Origin of the sequence: Anabaena sp. CCY 9910 (assembly GCF_963920875.1) — a bacterium.
GTDB lineage: Bacteria > Cyanobacteriota > Cyanobacteriia > Cyanobacteriales > Nostocaceae > Trichormus > Trichormus variabilis.
On the sequence record NZ_CAWUDJ010000012.1, the window covers coordinates 41,064 to 62,371 of the forward strand.

19 protein-coding genes are annotated in these 21,308 nt (G+C 41.2%); 6 read left to right on the forward strand and 13 right to left on the reverse strand.

Annotated elements, in window-relative coordinates:
• Window positions 1–73 precede the first annotated feature (73 nt).
• On the reverse strand, window positions 74–664 hold the full coding sequence (locus ACM5QX_RS11675) for a cytochrome c oxidase subunit 3 (RefSeq protein ID WP_414753646.1): 591 nt from the start codon (window positions 662–664) through the stop codon (window positions 74–76).
• A gap of 88 nt (window positions 665–752) precedes the next feature.
• On the opposite strand from ACM5QX_RS11675, the gene ACM5QX_RS11680 reads away from it, so the two are divergent.
• On the forward strand, window positions 753–1,121 hold the full coding sequence (locus ACM5QX_RS11680; protein WP_414753648.1) for a four helix bundle protein: 369 nt from the start codon (window positions 753–755) through the stop codon (window positions 1,119–1,121).
• A gap of 83 nt (window positions 1,122–1,204) precedes the next feature.
• Here ACM5QX_RS11680 and ctaD read toward each other — a convergent pair whose 3' ends face one another.
• The 6 genes from ctaD to uvrC form a co-directional block, all read right to left on the reverse strand.
• Window positions 1,205–2,872: a cytochrome c oxidase subunit I gene (gene ctaD, locus ACM5QX_RS11685; protein WP_414753649.1), complete on the reverse strand. Its 1,668-nt coding sequence runs from the start codon at window positions 2,870–2,872 to the stop codon at window positions 1,205–1,207.
• Between the two features lie 81 nt (window positions 2,873–2,953).
• Window positions 2,954–3,868 (reverse strand): cytochrome c oxidase subunit II, encoded by a 915-nt coding sequence (locus ACM5QX_RS11690; protein WP_414753650.1) that lies wholly within the window; start codon window positions 3,866–3,868, stop codon window positions 2,954–2,956.
• 24 nt (window positions 3,869–3,892) lie between these two features.
• The gene (locus ACM5QX_RS11695) at window positions 3,893–4,498 is read right to left on the reverse strand and encodes a DUF2231 domain-containing protein (protein ID WP_011320976.1); all 606 of its coding nucleotides are present in this window, start codon (window positions 4,496–4,498) and stop codon (window positions 3,893–3,895) included.
• Window positions 4,495–4,995 carry a DUF2231 domain-containing protein gene (locus ACM5QX_RS11700; RefSeq protein WP_011320975.1) on the reverse strand — a complete coding sequence of 167 codons (501 nt, stop codon included), beginning with the start codon at window positions 4,993–4,995 and terminating at the stop codon, window positions 4,495–4,497. Before ACM5QX_RS11700 ends, ACM5QX_RS11695 begins: the two co-directional genes overlap by 4 nt.
• Window positions 4,996–6,371: 1,376 nt before the next feature.
• Window positions 6,372–6,551 (reverse strand): hypothetical protein, encoded by a 180-nt coding sequence (locus tag ACM5QX_RS11705; RefSeq protein ID WP_041457016.1) that lies wholly within the window; start codon window positions 6,549–6,551, stop codon window positions 6,372–6,374.
• 546 nt (window positions 6,552–7,097) lie between these two features.
• Window positions 7,098–8,981, reverse strand: coding sequence for an excinuclease ABC subunit UvrC (gene uvrC, locus ACM5QX_RS11710; RefSeq protein ID WP_414753652.1), 1,884 nt, complete (start codon window positions 8,979–8,981; stop codon window positions 7,098–7,100).
• A gap of 641 nt (window positions 8,982–9,622) precedes the next feature.
• On the opposite strand from uvrC, the gene ACM5QX_RS11715 reads away from it, so the two are divergent.
• The gene (locus ACM5QX_RS11715) at window positions 9,623–9,802 is read left to right on the forward strand and encodes a hypothetical protein (RefSeq protein WP_011320973.1); all 180 of its coding nucleotides are present in this window, start codon (window positions 9,623–9,625) and stop codon (window positions 9,800–9,802) included.
• Between the two features lie 11 nt (window positions 9,803–9,813).
• On the opposite strand, the gene ACM5QX_RS11720 is transcribed toward ACM5QX_RS11715, so the two are convergent.
• Both ACM5QX_RS11720 and ACM5QX_RS11725 read right to left on the reverse strand, forming a co-directional pair.
• Entirely contained in the window at window positions 9,814–10,236 is a 423-nt protein-coding gene (locus tag ACM5QX_RS11720) for a response regulator (protein WP_011320972.1), read from the reverse strand.
• A gap of 694 nt (window positions 10,237–10,930) precedes the next feature.
• Window positions 10,931–12,370, reverse strand: a complete 1,440-nt coding sequence (locus ACM5QX_RS11725) for a deoxyribodipyrimidine photo-lyase, 8-HDF type (RefSeq protein ID WP_414753653.1) — start codon at window positions 12,368–12,370, stop codon at window positions 10,931–10,933.
• Window positions 12,371–12,610: 240 nt separating this feature from the next.
• On the opposite strand from ACM5QX_RS11725, the gene ACM5QX_RS11730 reads away from it, so the two are divergent.
• Window positions 12,611–13,159 carry a 1,2-dihydroxy-3-keto-5-methylthiopentene dioxygenase gene (locus ACM5QX_RS11730; protein ID WP_414753654.1) on the forward strand — a complete coding sequence of 183 codons (549 nt, stop codon included), beginning with the start codon at window positions 12,611–12,613 and terminating at the stop codon, window positions 13,157–13,159.
• A 2-nt stretch (window positions 13,160–13,161) separates the two neighbouring features.
• Here ACM5QX_RS11730 and ACM5QX_RS11735 read toward each other — a convergent pair whose 3' ends face one another.
• Window positions 13,162–14,061: a S66 peptidase family protein gene (locus ACM5QX_RS11735; RefSeq protein WP_414753655.1), complete on the reverse strand. Its 900-nt coding sequence runs from the start codon at window positions 14,059–14,061 to the stop codon at window positions 13,162–13,164.
• 201 nt (window positions 14,062–14,262) lie between these two features.
• Between ACM5QX_RS11735 and ACM5QX_RS11740 the strand changes: the two genes are divergently transcribed.
• Together ACM5QX_RS11740 and ACM5QX_RS11745 are read left to right on the forward strand one after the other, a co-directional pair.
• Window positions 14,263–15,576: an ABC transporter substrate-binding protein gene (locus ACM5QX_RS11740; protein WP_414753656.1), complete on the forward strand. Its 1,314-nt coding sequence runs from the start codon at window positions 14,263–14,265 to the stop codon at window positions 15,574–15,576.
• A 53-nt stretch (window positions 15,577–15,629) separates the two neighbouring features.
• Window positions 15,630–16,373 carry a class I SAM-dependent methyltransferase gene (locus tag ACM5QX_RS11745; protein WP_414753657.1) on the forward strand — a complete coding sequence of 248 codons (744 nt, stop codon included), beginning with the start codon at window positions 15,630–15,632 and terminating at the stop codon, window positions 16,371–16,373.
• Between the two features lie 206 nt (window positions 16,374–16,579).
• On the opposite strand, the gene ACM5QX_RS11750 is transcribed toward ACM5QX_RS11745, so the two are convergent.
• The 3 genes from ACM5QX_RS11750 to ACM5QX_RS11760 all read right to left on the reverse strand — a co-directional run bounded on the left by ACM5QX_RS11750 (window position 16,580) and on the right by ACM5QX_RS11760 (window position 20,410).
• Window positions 16,580–17,656, reverse strand: coding sequence for a glycosyltransferase family 4 protein (locus ACM5QX_RS11750; protein WP_414753658.1), 1,077 nt, complete (start codon window positions 17,654–17,656; stop codon window positions 16,580–16,582).
• 422 nt (window positions 17,657–18,078) lie between these two features.
• Window positions 18,079–18,897, reverse strand: a complete 819-nt coding sequence (locus tag ACM5QX_RS11755) for a type 1 glutamine amidotransferase (protein WP_414753659.1) — start codon at window positions 18,895–18,897, stop codon at window positions 18,079–18,081.
• 169 nt (window positions 18,898–19,066) lie between these two features.
• The gene (locus ACM5QX_RS11760; protein ID WP_414753660.1) at window positions 19,067–20,410 is read right to left on the reverse strand and encodes a MurT ligase domain-containing protein; all 1,344 of its coding nucleotides are present in this window, start codon (window positions 20,408–20,410) and stop codon (window positions 19,067–19,069) included.
• 197 nt (window positions 20,411–20,607) lie between these two features.
• Here ACM5QX_RS11760 and ACM5QX_RS11765 point away from each other — a divergent pair, with 197 nt between their 5' ends.
• Window positions 20,608–21,195 (forward strand): thylakoid membrane photosystem I accumulation factor, encoded by a 588-nt coding sequence (locus tag ACM5QX_RS11765; protein ID WP_190567989.1) that lies wholly within the window; start codon window positions 20,608–20,610, stop codon window positions 21,193–21,195.
• The last annotated feature ends 113 nt before the right edge of the window (window positions 21,196–21,308 follow it).

Consider the following 21,308-nt stretch of genomic DNA (forward strand, 5'->3'; position numbering starts at 1 on the left):
CAGAGCCAGTGTATTGGGTGGCTCTGCTAAATTGGTTAATTTTTGTAAGTACTGGTAGGGATTGAGTTTGGTGCTACTGCCAGATGTAGATGAGGATAAACAAAATAATCCAGATGACATCGACGAAGTGCCAAAACAAAGAAGTTGCGTTTACGCCGAAGTGACCTGTATCGTAGTTACCAGGAATGAGCGATCGCACAAGAATAATAAACTGTAACAAGATCCCTGTAAAAACGTGCAAACCGTGGAACCCTGTTAACAGGTAGAACATTCCTCCGTATACGCCGGAGGTAAAGCCAAACTCCAAATGACTCCATTCAATGGCTTGTCCTACCAAAAAGTAGCTACCCATCGCCATTGTTGCTGACAAAAAGATGCGGAATAACCGCAAATTTTCGCGTTTTAAGGCAAGTTCCGCAAAATAAATCACAAAACTACTAGCAACTAACACCACTGTATTAATTGCCGGGTCTTTAACTTCTAACCCCTCCACGCCAACAGGTAGCCAGTTAGGAGTAGTTGTTTTGTAGACGATATATCCGGCGAAAAAGCTCAAGAAAATGACACTTTCAGATAGTAAAAAGACAATAAAGCCGAACATTTTATTGCCTTCTTCATCATGACTGTGTTCATGACCAGCGTTATGAGATAAAGAACTATTCATAGGGGTGTAGGGGTGTAGGGGTGTAAAGACTTGAGAAAAGCTAGGCAATTTCATTGAACTTGAGATATAACAAATCAAAATTCATTTAATGAAAGAGCCTTTGATGCAGTCATATCGAGATTTGAAGGTTTGGCAAGAGGGAATGAATCTTGCAGAATCTTGCTACAAAGCAACAAAAGCATTTCCCAAAGAAGAAACCTACGGAATGATTTCACAAATTCGGCGATCTGCTGCATCAATCCCAGCTAATATTGCGGAAGGCTACGGAAGAAGAACGCGAGGGGAGTATATGCAGTTTTTGTACATTGCCCAAGGTTCTTTAAAAGAGCTAGAAACACATTTATTATTGTCGCTTCGTGTTGAACTAGCTCCATCGGACATTATTAATCCTGTTTTCCATCAATGCGAATCAGTCAGTAAGCTCTTATTATTTCTGATTCGCTCATTAGAGAAATAGGGGTGTAGGGGGGTGAGGATGTAAGGGTGTAGGGGGGTGAAGGAAGAATTTACTTTTAGTCTTTCCCCTATACCCCTATACCCCTATACCCCCATACCCCTTTCCGCCGTCAATGGTTCTGATTTGCCGTAACCATAAGGTTCAGAAATCACAACGGGGATTTCTTCAAAGTTCTCTACAGGTGGAGGAGAAGCCACCAACCACTCCAAACCAATAGCGCGCCAAGGATTATCTGGTGCTTTCTCACCGTGCATCCAAGAAACCACCATATTGAAGATGAAGGGTAAAGTAGACATACCTAACAAGAATGCACCAAGACTGGCAACGATATTCCAGCCTTCATATTCTGGTGCATAGGAAGAAACTCGGCGTAGCATCCCTTGTAAACCTAAGGGGTGCATGGGGAAGAAGTTGAGGTTAGTACCGATGAATGTCAACCAGAAGTGTAGTTTACCCCAGCCTTCGTAGTACATTCTGCCGGTCATTTTGGGGAACCAGTGATAGAGGGCTGCATACATACCCATCGTCACAGTTCCGAAGAGGACGTAGTGGAAGTGTCCAACGACAAAATAAGTGTTGTTGACGTGGACATCCACGGGTACAGAAGAAAGCATAATGCCGACAATACCGGCGAACACAAATAAAATTAGTCCACCCAAGGCGAACAACATGGGGGTGTTGAGTCGAATTTTTCCGCCCCAGATAGTTGCAACCCAAGCAAATACCTTAATACCTGTGGGAACAGATACTAACATCGTTGTCAGCATGAAAAACATCCGCATCCAAGCAGGTGTACCACTGACATACAAATGGTGTACCCAAACAATGGCGCTAACTACGGCAATTAACATCGAAGAAATTGCCACTACCTTGTAACCAAATAATGGTTTACGAGAGTAGACAGGAAAGATTTCTGAGAAGATACCGAAGATGGGCAAAATGATGACGTAAACAGCCGGGTGGGAATAGAACCAGAAGTAATGTTGAAACATCACGGGATTTCCGCCCTTGCTGGGGTCAAAAAAGCTAGTCCCCACCGTAATGTCTAATAACAGCATCACCGCACCTGCTGTCAGGGCTGGTAAGCCAAATAATTGGATAATTTGAGCGCTAAATACTGCCCAAACAAACAAAGGCATCCGAAAGAAGCCCATTCCTGGCGCACGCATCTTAACGATGGTGGTCACAAAGTTAACTGCCCCCATAATTGAGGACACACCGGAAATAGCAACAGCCAATAGCCAAATTACTTGACCATTAATTAACTTACCTGTGGGATTCTGGAGACTGACTGGGGGATAAGCCCACCAACCAGATTGGGCTGGGCCACCAGGGACAAAGAAACTAGCCATCAAGAGAATCCCGACTACGGGAACCATCCAGAAGGCGGCGGCGTTGAGGCGAGGAAATGCCATATCCCGCGCCCCAATCATCAAGGGTACTAGGTAGTTAGCTAGCCCAACGAGTGAGGGGAATGTCCACAAGAACAGCATCACAGTGCCGTGCATGGTGAACATTCCGTTATATACGGTGCGGTCGATGAGGTCTGATTCGGGGGTGATGAGTTCTCCTCGCAGTATCATGGCGAAGATACCGCCCACGAGAAAGAAGATAAAGGAGGTTACAAGGTATTGGATACCAATTACCTTGTGGTCATGGCTAAAGCTGAAATATTCCTTCCAGCCTCCGGGAGATGGGTGGTGAGGCTTCCCCGCAGGGAGTTGAACGCCGTCTATGGGGATGTTTGTCATGGGTGAAGTTTTGTTTTAGGGGTGTGGGGGTGTGGGGGTGTAGGGGTGTAAGGGTGTGGGGGTGTAAGGGTGTGGGGGTTTTCAACCAGGGTAATTAACTACAGGTGCGGGGGCTGGTGCTACGGTTTTCCAACCTGTTTTGACTTGCTGAGTGATGCTTTGTGCATATTCGGCAGATGCTTGGTTGTAGGCAGTGCCGGGTTTGTGGCTGGCTATTTTGGCCAGCCATTTGTGATACTCTTCGGGAGATTCCACAACTACATTGGCCTGCATGGTGGCGAAGTATGTGCCGCTATATTGAGAGTCGGTGAGGTGATATTTACCTTTGCGGATGGGGGTAAATTCAAAGTCGATGTTGTGGTTGGGGATGATGTCTTGCTTGAGGCGGAAGGCGGGAATATAAAAGCCGTGGAGTACATCTTCAGAATGCAGCGCCAATTTTACCCGGCGATCGCTTGGTAAATGTAACTCGGTGCTGGTAACATCCTTTTCGGGATAGTGGAATACCCACGCCCACTGTTTAGCTAGAACATCAATCTGTTCTTCCGGTTCAGCTAAACCATCGTTGGTCGCTGCATAAGCTGATTCCATCCCCATTGGGTTATGCAGGTGTACTAATGCTGTCGGCCCTTGAATGCCCATTTGTTCATAGATTTGGTAGCTATAGGTGGCAATCCAAACTACTAAGAGGATGGGAATAGCTGTCCAAACTACTTCTAAGGTGATGTTACCTTCAATGTGGGGGCCATCGCTGTAGTCGTTTTCAGCTGCCCGATGGAATAGTAAGGAATAGAACAGAGTGCAGGTAACACCAAGGAAGATGAATGCACCGAGAGTTACCAAGAAACTGAACAAATCATCAATTAAGACGGACTCAGCCGCCGCTTGGGGTGGTAGCCAGGTGTAAGCTAGTTTACCTATCCCTAAACTAGTAATAGTCACAGCGATCGCGCCTATTACCAATGTCACAAGGTTGAAAAATTTACGGATTGTCATGGTTAGTGGTCAAAGACTCTAGAATTACTTGAGGATGGTGTTAAGGTCTTCGCCTAATCGCAATAAGCTATCTGCTGTGTTGTGTATGCCAAATTCAGCCGCTAACTGCGCTCCTAATGTGCCGTGGAGATACATGATAAACATGATGGCTACACCTGCGGCTAAATAACTCCACTGCACTTGTGTAACTTCTCCCACAGACCAGACATAGCGTTGCCATGCCCGCCATAGGGTCATGACAGCAATGAGACCTAAAAGGAATACTCCACCTACGCCATGCCAAAGCATTGTTTGCATGGCTTGTAATCCCCAGGTACTTTTGATTTCGGGTGCTGGTGCAGCGAGAAACATTTCATAAAAGCCAGCAGCTACTGTGAAAAATGTGATGATGGTGGAGCCAACCATGTTGTACCAGCCCACATCAAATAAGTTTTCCCGTTCTACAGTAATCGCCAAAAACTTGAAAACCCATTTGTCCCAAGGGAATAGTACGGCAACGATATCAAAAGTAATGCCGATGATGAACAAACCCAAGGTTAAATGCACTAAGTTTGGATGAATGGGGATTGTGTAAGGTAGCCCATTTGCCCCTAGTTGGACGTTTAATTGGTCAATTAATTCTGAGTTCATGGCAGAAGTCCTTCCTTTACCGCTTCAACAACTGGTACGGTGTGCAGTCCATATATCCACACCAGTTGATCACCGAGATATACCTGCAAGCCAACTATTATGGTTAACACCAATCCTGCAACCAAGTAATGAAAGGGGATTTTTAGGGGGTTGCGGAGACGAATGACGTAGCGCCATGCTGTTAGGGCGGCGATAATTCCCGAAAGTGACCAGCCAAGTAAGGTATGTAGATTCAAGACTGATTTAACTACTTCGTAAGGTTTTGCTAAACCAGCTTCAAACTGACCAAAAATAATCGCCACAAAAATGGCGATCGTTGCCACAAACATATTCCACCAACTCACTTCAAATAGGCGAGTTTTACCAGTTAAATAACCAATCACATCACAAGCAAACGCAAACAATACCATCGCAATTACGAAGTGAACAACGATGGGATGTATCGTATCTGGATAAGGTAAATTGTGGTCGTTCAAAGATGTAAGAAAATCAAACATTGCACTCTCCTAGACATATCTACTGCACCGCAGCTAAACTTCAATGATTGACATTACTCACATAAAAATAGGCATTCACGTATGACCAGAATTTGTTTATCAGATTTGCGAAGCGAAGTCCGGTCACTCCAGTATCAGCCCTGCTATCAACAAATTGGGTGAGGCTATTATTTATAGTCAATGATTGAGGTGAATTGATTTGTTCATATTGATACGCTACAACAGCGATTTTTAATTTACCTAACAAAATTGCTGTTGTCCGGCTATTTGGTGAGACCTATCTATTAGCTTAAGGATTTTTTCAATAGTTGTCAAAAGTAATTGCAACAAATTGATAAAAATATTGTCGCTAGCAAAGATAAGGGTTTTATAATGTATATTCCCTGGCTATTTCACTATATTGCATAGATGAAATATTTAAATGTGCAATAAAAACTTCTACTAATTATTAATTTGTAATTAACAATACAATAGCTATTTTATAAATAGAAAAGATTAATCAATAAAAACATATTTAGTATGTTTTATATTGTTGAAAACCTAAATCATTTATACGAAGTTTTAATATGTCTATAAACATTCGATTTGATTTAAGACTTACGCACCCAGATTTTCTGTTGAGACTGGGTGTAAGGGTGTAATACCAATTCTCTATGAAGTTGCACCAATAAATGATGTAGAGACGTTGCATACAACGTCTCTACAGTCCAGAATAAATGGCGTAAGGGTATAAGGATGTGAGGCGAATGGCACTAAGATAAGCGCAAATCTTTAAGGTATAAGCCTTTCAGGGTGTAAGGGGGTAAGGAAAACATCTAATAATTAAATCAAGATACCTCATAAATACTGTTCTTCTCATCACCCTTACACCCCTATACCCCTATACCCAGTTACAGCAGGAGTTTCATGTTTTCTTAGTGCCATTCGGGTGTGAAGCTTTCAAACATTTATACCCTTAATCTTCCGTTTTCGTGCGTAAGTATCTGTAGGTTGGGCAATACCCACCATATCCGTTGGCGGGCATTGCCTACGTATAATTGATCAATCAAATAGTAGCCCTGTCGTTTAAAGCTCTTTTACTTAACAACAGAGACACAAAGGTACAGACAACATCATTTAGATTCGGACAGTAAAAGTTAAACAGGGAGGTTAAGTCTCTCACACCACATAAATTAACTTAACCACATTAAGATGTTTGTTGGTGATTGTAATCTCTGCACTACTAAACGTAAAATCAAGTTGGCAATCTATTTTTTCACTCAGCCTTTAGACACAGCTTATAAACATAAGGCTTTTTCCTATTTGCAAAACCTAATTGCTAGTGAAGAGATAACAAATGTCTATTGTTATTCTCAATGGGCAAGAAAGTTTAATTTTTAACGATGTACATGAATGCCTGGCGCATAAGCTTCAATGACTTTGCCTGTGCGGGTACAACTGATCATCAAGTAATCACAACTTGGACATTGTGTTCTTGTTAGTTCGCTCTCTGTAATATAATAACGTTCAGCATTATTACCACAATTAGGGCAGTAAATTTTTTGTATTATTTGCATTGAAAAATCCCTGGTTTTAACTATTTTGATGCTATTTTCTAAATGAAACCAAAAAATATTTTGGTTTGTATAACCTAACAACCAAAAATAAATATGGCTGTTTATTTAACTAAAATTTTACATTTGAACAATTTTATTTACTTAAACCATTATCTTAGTATTTTGGTAATTTCACCATCTTACTTGGGATATATTGAGTTAGTGTGCTGAGACAATTTTTCATGGATATTGACTGATCCCCAATGTTAATGCTTTGAGTTACACCATGACTGTCTACGAAAAATACACAAAAACGGTATCCTTGTATTCAAAGTTTAAAAGCTGGAAAATACTGTATCTTTAGTAACAAAATATTTTTCTTAAGCTTCCCTTAATGTTTAAGCAGCGGTATCCTCAGGAGTATAGTTGAAGCAAAATTTACCATCCTACTGATTCAAGATATTAGTTATATTTGCTAATCTAGTGGTTGGTAATGGGTAATGGGGAGTAGATATTAGTGTTTTAATTATCTATTACCCACAACTTTTTCTTGATAGATTTTGGGAATTAGACATGAGAGGGATGGAAATAGTCGTAAATGGCTTGAGCCAGATGTGGGCCTATCCCTGGAACTTCGGCTATTTGTGAAGGTGTGGCTTGGCGAATATAGTCAACGGAGCGAAAATGAGCTAGCAACTGCTTTTGGCGGTGGTGTCCTAAACCAGGGATTTCATCTAAGCGCGATCGCTTCAGTTTATCACTGCGTTGCTGACGATGGAAACTCACAGCAAAGCGGTGGGCTTCATCCCGTAGTCGTCGCAACAACTGCACCCCTGGTTGTTCAGCATCAGTTTTTAAGGGTTGGGATTCCCCTGGTAAGAAAATCTCTTCGCGTCGCTTTGCTAAACTGATCACCCGCAAGTCTTCTAATAAGTTCATCTCTTGCAAAACAGCAACCACCGATGATAGCTGACCTTTACCGCCATCAATCATAATCAAATCAGGCCAGTCAGGATTTCCTACCCGCGATAATTGCGGATCTTCTGCATACTTGCGAAAGCGTCTTTGGATAACTTCCGCTAAACTGGCAAAATCGTCGGAATGTCCGATGGTGACAGTGGGATTTTTAATTTTGTAGTGGCGATAATTTTGCTTGGCGGGTAATCCGTCGATGAACACAACTTGGGAAGCTACCGCATTAGAACCTTGAATGTGAGAAATGTCATAACCTTCGATGCGGTGGGGTAAATCTGGTAAATCGAGAATAGTAGCTAAATCTTGAGTTGCTTGGTGATTGCGATCGCCTAATTTCTGCATTCTTTGCAATTCATACTGGGCGTTACGCTCTACCATCTCAATTAATTCTGCCTTAACTTGGCGCTGGGGTGTGAAGATTGTCACTTTTCTTCCCTTACGCTGGGTTAAGACATCGGCTAGTATCTCAGCGTCTGGTAACTCATGCTGGACTAAAATTTCTGCGGGAATTTCTACAGATTCCGCCGTTTGGTAATGTTCTTCTAGTACCCTTTGTAAAATAGCCCCTGGTTCAGCATGGGATTCAGCCACAAAAGCCAAGCGTCCCACCAATTGACCAGCGCGAATCTGGAATAATTGGATGCAGGCGTGTTGTGCGTCAGCTGCCAAAGCAATGGCATCCCGTGAAACCGTATCATCTGGTAAGGAAACCTTCTGTTCCGCCGTCAAAGACTTTAACCCAGCAATTTGATCACGAATCCGCGCCGCTACTTCAAAATTCAACGCCTCCGCCGCTTTCTCCATCTGTTCACTCAAGATATCAATCAATTCCTGAGTCCGTCCCTGAAACACCATTGCCACTTTCTGCACAGTTTTGCGGTATTCTTCTGGGGAAATCAGCTGTTGACACACACCAGGACACCGACCTAAATCATAATTTAAGCAAGGACGGTCTTTAAATAATGGCTGTGGGCGTTGTCGTAGGGCAAATATCCGCTTAGATATACGTAATATTTCCCTTAACAACCCAGAATCCGTATAGGGCCCGTAATATTTATCTTTTTCTTTACCTAGTTGTCGTTTTCGGGTAATGAAAATGCGCGGATAGTCTTCTGACCATGTAATACAGACATAGGGATACTTCTTATCATCCTTGAGCAGCACATTAAAGTATGGCTGATGCTGCTTGATTAAATTGGCTTCTAAGGCCAAGGCTTCAGCTTCGGTATCGGTGACAATAAACTCAATTTCTGTCACCAACTTGGCCATGGTGGCTATGCGTTCAGTTTTGTTGTACCCTTCGCGGAAATAGGAACGAACCCGCGATCGCAATTTCCGTGATTTCCCTATATATATAATGCGATCGCTCCCATCTCGCATGAAATAAACCCCTGGTTCCGGTGGAATTTCGGACAGACGGGCTTCTAAACGCTCTGGATCTTTCACCAGTGGTAGTATCTGAGCAGATGTTCTCACAATCTCCACCAGGTAATCTTACAAATTTACCTATACTTATTTTAAGAACAATTACTGCTTTGTGCTGAGTATACAGATTTTTATCAAGCAAATATAAAGTCAAAATTTACTATATTGTTAGTTTACATTTATACCAAGCTTTATAGATTTAGGATTTTCCGATTTTATATCTCATGCAATATTTTTTTAAGTCAATTTTTCTATTTCATAATCAAAATAAATAGTTTAAACAAATTGCCAAACAATATATAAATTTACCAATGCAGTAGTTTTCATAGACTGCACAAACTAAATCATAGAACAGTCTTTTGTCTAGCCTTTAAACAATGTAAGTCTTGCCTCAAGGCGGTTACAGCTAATGTAAATATAGTTTTCATGCAGTTTTAGTCAAGCCTAAACTATGAGAAATAACTTTATTTTTTTATGACCATCTAATTCTATAACGCATTCTTTAGCAAAGTAAAGAATATATGAAGCACTGATATTATTCCAGTTTTAAGGCTATTCTCAATTTTTATATTCATGAGTTTTATTAAGAATTTGTATTTTCAAATTAAGCAGATTAACGGATTCACATCTTTTCAGATTGTGAATATGATCGTCGATATAAATATTTACAGAGTTTTTGGAGTCCCAATTACATGAATGTTAATGACTTTGAAAATTACTACAAAGATGCTATGGCTGAAGCACTCAACGAACTTCAATCTGCTGTTCTGCTATTAGAACAGGTGCAACGTAAAATTCACATAATTGGCAGTTCTGTACAAAATTTAAATGAAAATATGGAAGAGTTTATTAATAAACAAAAAGCGCAATAAATCTATAAAAGCTATATGCAATTAACAACTAATTCCTGAGAAATTTTTATAAGCAAAGCATTCAGATTTATAGGTTTAACAAAGTAACCACGAGCGCCCAAATCGATAGCTCTTTTTTGATCAACTTTAAAAGCAAAACCTGAAACAACGATAACTGGTATCCTGGCAAATTCTTGCTGTTGCTGGATTTGCTCAAGTAAATAGTATCCATCAACATCTGGTAATTTCAAGTCCAACAAAATCAAGTCAGGCTGAAATTTCTCTATGGTTTTGAAAAAATTGGAGCCATCCGATAAACTTTGGACATGATATCCGCTATAACTCAGATAATCACTTAATAACATCCTATTGATATCATTATCTTCGACAATTAAGATCCGTTTTAGAGGCTGCAAATGAAATTGATGAGATTTTGTCAGTAAATGTACTGTCATTTTACCTACGGCTTTCGGCTAACAATGAAAAACCTTCGTTAAATACTGAAATCACTTGTGTTCAGAAATAATCAGATACATTTTAGAAAATAAAACTAGATAATGCCAATTCAGAGATTCAGCAATAAAATTTTGATTTCTAGCAGTAATTAGTAATTTTAGTTTAATATATAAAATTCAGCAAAATGCCATATTAATCCTTTAATTAGGTTGCTTTATTTCCACAAGTATCAATCCAATACTGTAAACTATGGGTTTTCAGAGTTTCACGTAAATATACTTACTGATTTTCCTGATTAGTAGTATTGATAACTGTTATGAGCATCAATGAGTCAGATTAAGAATGGGTAAAAAAAATGGGCTATTAGCCCCTTTGCTGAAATTTATTTGCTCTGAAAATCTAGAAATTGTCTTCTTTTGTTTCTTTTTTCAGCAAGCCCTCAGTATCTGTAGTGGACTGACATGACTAAAATGTTGCGATCGCCACTAGGGTGAGCATTGCCTACCGTATCATGGTTGTGGTGGGCGATGCCCTACGTATATTTATTGATCTTTCGTTTTCATGGGTAATTCCTAGATTAACAAAATGTCAGGGTTTTAAATCCCCGGCTTCTATCAAGCCACAACACGTAATTGCGAATTGCGTTGGCGTTAGCCTACTCTACGAGTTCTCCGCAGGCTATTGCGAATTGGTTTAAATACCGATGGCTTTTTGTTGTTGATAACGTTGTTTAAAGAGTTGCTGCTGTTTTTGATGATCCACGATTGGTTTAACATAACCCACAGCATGACGCTCAAGAGGCGTAATCTTACCCGTTACTAAATACTCCGTATCCATTGACCTCAATTCAGGTACCCATTGACGAATATATTCTGCATCCGGGTCAAATTTTTGTGATTGGCTGGCGGGGTTAAAAATCCGTAGTGGCTTGGGGTCCATCCCACTAGAAGCACTCCATTGCCAGCCGCCGTTGTTGGCTGATAAATCACCATCAATCAGCTTCTGCATAAAGTATTTTTCTCCCCATTGGGGATTAATTAATAGGTCTTTGGTGAGGAAACTGGCGACAATCATTCGACAACGGTTGTGCATCCAGCCGCTTTCGTTCATCTGGCGCATGGCTGCATCAACGATGGGATAACCTGTCTTGCCCTCACACCAAGCCTGAAAATGTTCATCATTGGTTTCCCAAGGGAAATTCTTGAAGGTTGCGCGGTAAGCACCATCAGCTAATTCTGGGAAGTTATACATGGCGTGTTGATAAAATTCCCGCCAGGCTAATTCTTGTTGCCATGTGCGAATAGAGGCGGTAGTTTCTTCACTGCGGCTATTTTCTAAAGCTTCTAAGGTTGCTTGCCAAACGGTGCGAATGCCAATGACACCAAATTTTAAGGCTGCACTTAGCTGTGATGTGCCGTTAACCGCAGGAAAATTGCGCTGTTCTTGGTATTCGGTGATGGCTTTGGCTGTAAATTCTGCTAACTTTGCTTGAGCTGCTGCTTCCCCTGGGGCAATTACCAAGTCTGCATCCCAGAAAAATCCTAAATCTTTCGCCGTGGGTAAGGCTTTTACTCCAGCTTTTTGAGCAAGTTCCTGCTCAGATTCTGTTAGTCCTTCGACATTGTGCAGGGTTTCTACTGGTTTAGCTTTAGGTTTGCTACTCCAATTTTTCCAAAAGGGGGTGTAAACGGTGTAAGGTGTGTTACTACCTGAACGGATTTCATCAGGGGAATGGAGTATTTGATCCCAGTTGTGGGTAAGACATTGGATACCTTTATCTTTAAGGGTAGCAATAATGGCGCGATCGCGTGTTTGTGAATATGGTTCCACATCCCAATTCCAAAACACAGCTTTGGCGTTCAATGTTTCTGCTAAGTGAGGGATAGCTTGCACTGGGTCACCATGCAGGATTAATAATTGGCTTCCTGCTTGCACATATCGCTGTTGCAACTCCTGTAAACTACCAATCATGTAAGTAACTCTAGCAGGGGCAACATCATCCCTTTCTAAAATATTAGGGTCTAGACAAAATACCCCCACGACCTTAGAACTTTGTTGTCTAGCGGTAGCTAGTCCTATATTGTCGGTAATACGTAAATCGCGGCGATGCCAAAATAAAACTAAGTCAGACATTTTCTAATTTTTATAGTTCGCTTGTACTAGATTAGACCTAGTAGTATTATTGAACATCATTCTGCTGACAAATTTCTTGGGGATTGGGGATTGGGGATTGGGGACTGGGTAAAATTTATGCTTGATTACCAATTATTAATTACTACAACTCCACTATGTCTATCGGAAATAGTGGCTTATTGTTTGAAGATGGGTTAAAGTTGAGTATACTCTTCTTAACACTTAATTTGTTATTCTGTCATGGCGACTTTGTTACTGGAAGACGGCACAATTGAGAGCAATTTAGATGAGATAGCTCGTGAACTTGCCCCATTGGGAGTTTACATCAAGCACTATGACCCTGGTACATCTATACTGTTTCCTCATCTTTTAATACAGGATGCTTTGACAGATAAAGAGAAGTGTCACATTGTCGATTTACACAACAGTGTGTTTGAGTTTATTCAGCAAGAAAATGGTTATCTTTGGTGTGATTTGCTGAATGTGCATCCAGGTTCGCCTAATCTCCAAACTTTAATAGCTACCTACGCCCAGTATCATACTCATACTGCGCCCGAAGCATTATACGCTTTGGCAGGTGAGATGATTTTTGGTTTTGTCAAAGCCGATGGTAGCCAAGTACAGCTTTTAGTCCAGTCCCAAGATTATCTTCATATTCCTTCTGGGGTAGAACATTGGTGTAGCCTGACTGCATCTTTAAGTTTTAAAGCCGTGCGTTATTTCACAGCAGCAGATGGCTGGGTTCCCAATTATACTGGTACTCAGTTAAACGATAGTTTAAATAAATAGAGTTAAAAGGTTACTATATCCAAGACTCCGTGATTGGCATCTAAGGTGACAGGTACACCTACAGGTAGGCTGGCATTTTGTTCACCATGACCAAAGGGTAAGTCGGAGACAATGGGAATACCCAAATCGGCCAGGCGATCGCGTAGAACTTCTTCTGTGTTAAAACTAGGTATATTTGGGGCTGCTTCGCATCTGGTGAAGCTTCCTAAAGCAATACCTTTGACTTTTGCCAAAACACCACTTAAACGCCACTGCGTCAGCATTCTATCGATACGGTATGGTGCTTCTGTGACATCTTCCAAGGCTAAAATTACGCCATCAAAGTTAGGTTGAATCGGTGTGCTTAAAAGATGGGTAGCCACCGTGAGATTACCAGGCAGCAAAATGCCAGTAGCCACACCACCGCCCCAACCGCAGCCTTTAAGGGGTGCAATAGCTCGTCCTTCTACCAAATTAAATAGGCGCTCAGTTGACCAGTCTGGCTCATCTGCTAAGGTTGTGAGTACAGGGCCGTGAACACCGGATATACCTGCGTTATAAAGACTCCACAGCAAAGCCGTAATATCAGAAAAGCCTATCAACCACTTTGGGTCTGAGTTGATTTGCCAATGCCAATCTTCTAAGATGCGTGTGCTACCAAAACCACCTCTGGCGCAGAGAATACCGCGACAATTAGGGTCTTGCCAAGCAGAAGCTAACTGATGACGACGCACTTCATCTTTATTAGCCAGATATCCCCAATGATGATCAATATCTGAACTAATTTCTATACGATAACCCCGCGATCGCCAAATTTCTACACTCTGCTTCAAAGCCGCAAATTCTCTTAAAGCACCACTAGGGGCAATAACTTGCAGTAAGTCTCCGGGTTTGAGGGGTTCAGGTAAGATGGTCGATTTCATCAATAATTTTTGCAAAAGTCAAAATTCATACTGAGTAGTAATCAAAAATCTTAGCTGAGAGATGATTACTCAATACTGTTTTAATATATATTTCTTTATGGGAATAACCGGAAAATGAGTGTAAGGGTAAATGATTGTTTTTGGTTACGGGTTTTTCCTGTGATTTTGAATTCCCAGAAGGGATTGACAGCTAATTATGTTATGAATATCCAAATTTGGGTATCCCAAATCACACAATTTTTCCGTCATTTAATTAGCGCTAATAGTCGGATTGGTTTACTGAGTATCTTTTTGAGTTTGTGTCTATTATTTTTATCTGGTTGCCAAGGTACAGTCAAGCAGGAGAACGGAGTAATTCATTTAACACTGTGGCAAGGAATCAACCCGCCAGCAAATCGAGATGTATTTGAAAAATTAGTTGCAAAATTCAACCAGACTCATGCGGATGTGCAAATAGAATCTATCTATGCAGAAGGATTGCCTAAAATACTGACGGCAGTTGTGGGTAATGTGCCTCCTGATATCTTGTTATTTTATCCACAAACTACAGGTCAGTTAGTAGAGTTAGGAGCAGTCCGCCCTTTAGATGACTGGCTAGACAAATTGCCAGAGAAATCACAGATTGTTCCCAGTCTATTTGAAGAAATGCAGTTAGACGGTCACATTTGGTCAGTCCCACTGTACACCGCGAATATGGGTGTTTTCTACCGTCCTCGGCTGTTTGAGGAAGCAGGAATCACAGAAATACCAAAGACTTGGGAAGAACTACGACAAGTTGCTAAAAAATTAACCATAGACCGTAATGGTGACAAACGACCGGAACAATATGGCATACTCCTACCCTTGGGAAAAGGAGAATGGACTGTTTTTAGTTGGTTGCCATTTCTCTGGGGTGCGGGAGGGGAAATAGTCACAAATAAGCAACCCAATTTAACTAGTCAAGCTGCTGTCACAGCCTTACAATTCTGGCAAGACCTTATCAAAGATGGTTCAGCCATGCTTTCGTCGCCAGAACGAGGTTATGAAGAAGATGCTTTTGTTGGGGGTCGTGTGGCGATGCAAATTACAGGGCCTTGGACTTACATCATGAAATCTAACATTGATTATCAAGCCTTCCCTATCCCTAGCAATATTAAATCAGCTACAGCAATTGCTGGCAGTAATTTTTATGTTATGAAAACTCAGCCAGCAAGAGAAGAAGCTGCACTCAAATTTTTAGAATATGTTTTAAGCGAAGAGTTTCAAACGGAATGGAGTATTGGCACGGGCTTTTTACCTGTGAATATTAAAGCTGCTCAAAGTAAAGCTTATCAGCAATTCATTCACAAACAACCAGTTTTAAAGGTGTTTCTAGAGCAAATGTCAGTAGCACAAACTCGACCGATAATTTCTCAATATAATCGTTTATCTGATAGTCTTGGTCGAGCGATAGAATCAAGTTTATTGGGTGAATCAGTGCAACAAGCTCTCCAAACATCTCAAAAGCGGTTAGAACTTATTTGGGTTGAGAAATGACTATAACCTGCGTATTGTATTATACGAAGGTTGGTTTAGTCTGAGAGAAAATTATGCTTACATTACCTATGCCAAGTTTTTTAAGTAGTTATTGGGAAAGTTCATTCAACTTAAAACAGCACATCCAAGAGTTTTTACAATTAGATGCAGAAATATTAGAAACAAAACTAGAATTCGGTCAGCAACAAATGGCTGAATTAGGTCACAAGGATTTTGATTGGGAACAAGCTACAGCCTTTTATCGAGATAAAGTAGGGGAAGTTTACTTATTTGAATTGGGTGCATGGCATCTAGCTAGTCATGATTACATTGGTGATACCTTACGTCTGATTGCTGATCATGCTCACGGTTGTGTGTTAGATTTTGGGGGAGGTATCGGAACTCATGCTATTGGTGCGGCTCTTTGTCCCCGTGTTGAGCAAGTAGTTTATTGTGATATAAATCCGATTAACTTTGATTTTGTCAAGTATCGAGCTGAGAAATTGGGTCTGAGTGAAAAAATTATTTTTTGTGTAGAGATACCCCCACAAAAAACCTTTGATACTATCATGTCCTTTGATGTTTTAGAACATTTACCAGACCCAAGTCAACAGTTACTAGAGTTTCATCAGATTTTGGCAGATGAAGGTAAGATGATTCTCAATTGGCATTTCTTTAAAGGTTTTAATCAAGAACATCCTTTTCATTTAGATGATCCGCAGGCGATAAATACATTTTTTAAAACCATTCAAAGTAATTGCTTAGAAGTTTTTCATCCTTACCATATTACGGCTCGTTGCTATCGTAAATGGAAGTAAAGTCCTGATTGGGGAATGGAAGATATATTTTCTCTAATCTAGGACTTACGCATGAAAACGAAAAATCAAGGATTTGGAGAAGGGTGTAGAGGTGTCAATGTTTAAAACCCTTACACCCCTATACCCTTACCCCCTTACACCCAGTCTCAACAGACAACCTGGATGCGTAAGTCCTATAATCCTCTGCTTTCCCCAAGAGTTGTTGATTAAAATTTCATCAGGATGTTCTTAAACCATTGTTCCATGCGATCGCCCATAGCTTGAGAAGAATATTGAGTTTCAGCTTGCTGGCGACAGGCGCGACGGTCGATTTCATTTAGGCGATGAATGGCTTCTACCAAGCCTTCCACGCTGTCTGGTTCTACTAAAAAGCCTGTTTTGCCGTCTTGGACAATTTCTGTTAAACCACCCCGACTATAGGCTATCAGAGGTACTCCACAGGCCAGCGCCTCAAGTGCTACGTTGGGATAAGCCTCAATCCATCGGGGAGTGATAAAGACTGCTCGACACTGACCTAATTGGTGTTGTAGTTCATGGGTGGATAAAAAGCCCACATATTCTATAGGTGCGTCAGGGTATGTTTGACAAATCTGCTCCCAGTAAGCCTCATTCTGTTTCAAACCGAAGATTTTCAGGGGAATTCCGGTGATATTGGCCGCTGCGACTGCATCTTCTAGACCTTTTTCCGGTGCAATTCTCCCTACCCATGCTAAGGCAGAACTTGGTTCACCACAAAACGTATAAGCTGATATATCCAGCCCATTTAACAGACAGTGACATTTTTCGGCAAATGTAAAAGTAGCGGCTTGTGTTTTGCCGTGGACACCAATTGTACCTGGAAAATTATTGGCGACCTTTTCAATCATATCGTCCATCACATCTGTTAAGGAACCCATGCTGATGAGATGGGCGATGGGACGATGAAAAAATGGTGTTAAATATAATGGTAACCAATCATAAGAAAAATTCACTATCAAATCATAGTCTGTTTGCACTTGACGAGCATAGTCCCACATATTGGCCAAAACAGAGTTAGTCGGGACAAAAATTGGGTCGGTACGATTTTGATTTTGGGCTGATAATTGTAGTTTCCCTGGAATTTCTTTAATGGGTAATGAACTAATAGCAGAACCTTGTGGTGCTACTATTTCTAATTTGTGTCCTCGCCGCAAAAACTCTTGTGCAATATTAAATAAAGTAAGTTCTACTCCCCCTCCTAATCCTGTGCCTAAAGCACCAATGGGAGTAGACACAAATAATAATTTGTAAGTTTGTGATACCATTTAGTTTAAGTTGAAACTAGAATTAATTGAGTGATACAAGTAAGCAAGCGACAATAAATTAAGGCATATTAATTAAGCTAAAAAATAATCTGGCTCATAGTAAGGTATAAGCCTCACTGTGAGCCTTCTATAATTAATGCTGCTTTAATTAATTTAACGTGAATTCGACGGCTGAAAAACCCCTCTCCAAACCTCTCTCCTTGCAGGGGAGAGGCTTTGAAATCTTGATTTTTCGTCGATATTTCGTGCTATTTGCTCCCCTCTCCGTGTCGGAGCGAAAAGTCTGTAGCTTGCTTCCCGTAGGGTGCGGAGGCTTCCTCCGAACAGAACTTTTCAAGACAGAGGGGTTGGGGGAGAGGTCAAAAAAGACTTATCGAACTTACGTTAATTTAATGATATCAAACTAGTGTCACCTAATTTTACTAACCAGAAACTTTAGCTACTGTAGATGGTCTTGGTGGGTTAACTTGCAACTTTTTAAACATTGCTTCCCGTGCTTGTACAGCCAAACTATCATCTAGAGGTTGTAAAGTAATTGGTTGCTGATACTTTAACCGCAATGCTGTTTGAATCAACCAATCAGCCACAAAGGGGTTTTTGGGTAATAGTGGGCCGTGGGAATAGGTTGCTATGGCATTTTGATAAAATGCGCCTTCTGTACCATCTTCACCATTATTACCTAAGCCATAAACCACTTTTCCTAAAGCTTCCACCTTACCTAACTTAGTGCGTCCGCCGTGATTTTCAAAACCCACTAAATAGGCTTTGCTTCCTGTCATTTCCTCTAAATCTTTTGCTAGACGACTGGCCGTAACTTCAATTACCAAGTTACCGATACAACGTTTAGTATTTTCACCAGGATGGATAGAAACTAAATCCAGTATTCCTAAACCTTCAATACGTTGTCCTAAGCCTGGTTCGTAATAGTGTCCTAATAACTGGGGTGAACCACAGGTAAAAACTCCTGGTGTACCATTGTCGATTTTCTCACGCATCGCGTCAGCTTTCGCACCTTGCAAATCGCGCATGACGATTTCTTGCTGTCTGTCTTGTGCGCCACCACCAACTATCACATCTACAGACTTAATATCTTCTGCTGTGGAGTTTTGGTCTAAAGGTAATACTTTCACCATATATCCCCGCCATTGGGCGCGACGTTCTATAGTAATCACATTACCGCGATCGCCATAGGTACTCATTAATGTAGGATATAGCCAACCGATAGTTAATTCTAGGGTCATATTTTTTAAATGGGGAGATGAGGGAGTAGGGGAGCAGGGGAGCAGGGGAGCAGAGGTAGCAGGGGGAGCAGAGGGAGCAGAGGGAGCAGGGGAAGTAAAAAAGAATAACTATGGACTATGGACTATGGACTATGGACTATTGACCAATGACAACCGACAACTGACTAATTTAAAGAATTTTCCTACCTGTGAGGACTTCGCGCACTTCTAGCATGGCGGAATAGGTGGGGAGGATGTGCAGGGTTTCGGTGGCTGGGGTGTGTTCTAAAGCTGTGGCGATCGCTTGACGCAAATCTGCTTCGACAATTAAATTGAGATTACTCTGCGCCGATTTTTCACTATAACGCAGACGTAACGCCATATCATAGACGCGATCGCCACTGACTACTAAGGTTCCTCCCCGTTCGACTAGTTTTTCTGTATCTACGTCCCAAATCCAAGATACATCTGTGCCATCGGGTGTGCGATCGTTTAATACTAATAGGGTGGTTTTATCTGTGCTTTGAGTAACGACGCGAATTGTTTCATTTGTCCCCACAGGATTTTTTGATAATAAAATTCTGACGCGTTTACCATCAATCACTAAATCTTCCGCACGACCAAAAGCCGCCTGGAAATTATTAATAGTATCTCTAATTGTGGTTTCATCCACACCTAATTCAATAGCGGCGGTGGTAGCGGCTAAGGTGTTGTATTTGTTATATAAACCAACGAGAATTTGCGACCATTCCCTACTGGCTAAAGTGGGTTGACTCTTAGTAAATCCGCAACTGGGACAAGTAAAATCTCCCAAGTGGGATAAATACACACCTTGGTAATCTAAAGAATGTCCACATTGAGGACAGTAGATAGAATCAACGGCGTGAGGAATGGCTTCTAAATAATGTTCTGGTTCATTTAAGCCAAAGAATAAAACCTTTTGGGGTAACTGCTGGCCGAGAAGGGATAAAGTCGGGTCATCAGCATTGGGAATGACTACTGTTTCTCTGGGAAGGGTCGAGATAACCTTTGTCCACCGCTTGCTGATGGTGTCTACTTCACCATACCTATCAAGTTGGTCACGGAACAGGTTTAAACAGAGGATAATTCGTGGCTGGAGTGGTTTTAAGACTCTGGGAACAATATTCTCGTCTACTTCCAGAATGGCATAATCCACATCTAGCGTCCCCACCAGGTTAGTGCTGTCTAGCAACGCGGTCATTAACCCATTTTCTAGATTTGCACCTGTGGAGTTATGACAAACACGGTAGCCTTTATTTTCTAAAATAGTGCATAACAGCAGTGCTGTGGTGGTTTTGCCGTTAGTCCCCGCAATGATGATGACCCCATTTTTCACCTGCTGACTCAATAATTGCAGCAACCGGGGTTCAATGCGACGAGCGATAGACCCTGGTAATACACTAGCAGCACCGAGACGGAGCGATCGCACTAAAAACGTCACACTTTTCGCCAGCAACACCGCAAAACCCAACCGCAGCCTATCTATAACTTTGATTTTATTTGCCACATCCATACCCTAATTTATTAATAGTCATTAGTAATTAGTCAATAGTCCATAGTCAACGGTCAAAGGTCAACAGTCAACATTCCCCACAGATCCCACTAGGCGCTATCTTAAAAAATAGTATACGGGCGTAATTATATATCCAGCCCAGGTTGCCCCATTCAGCACAAACCGAAGACAAACAGTAGCTTGTAAGGTTCATTTTGATGAATAGTATAGAGTTTTCTTTTTTACATAGACAGATTGCTGACTGGCGACGGTTGGTTTTTAAAGGCCTGTGTTTGCTTATATGTCTATTGATTGTAGGAATACAGCCAGCCTTTGCAGGTATTAACGATGATGTATACGACGGCAATATGTTCGTGGTTTATGCGGGTAATGGATCGTTAGTGCCATCCAGATTTACTTTAGCCCAATCGTTAGCAGAACATAAGCCAATATTTCTGGCATTCTACTTGGATGACAGTAGCGATTGCAAACAATACGCCATTGTAATTTCACGGGTGCAAGAATTCTACGGTAAAGCCGCAGAAATTATCCCCATCAGTGTGGATACAATCTCATCCAAAAAGACTTACGAACCCACCGAACCAGGATATTACTATTCTGGAGGCGTGCCTCAAGTTGTAGTGTTTAATCAGTCCGGTGAGGTAGTCTTAAACAAGAAAGGTCAAGTTCCTTTTGAAGAAATCGATGACAGACTACGAGAAGTATTTGATTTATTACCACGCACCGAATCAGTACAATTAAAAAGGCGATCGTTCAATGAGTTTAGTAGTGAGTTAGCCAAGTAACTTCGGGGGTAGACCAAATTGGTCTGCCCAAATTTTTAGTGATATCTGTTACTGTATTCCCCATCATGCCAAGAGATAATGTCGAAATATCAACAGTTCAGAGTCAATAGTCA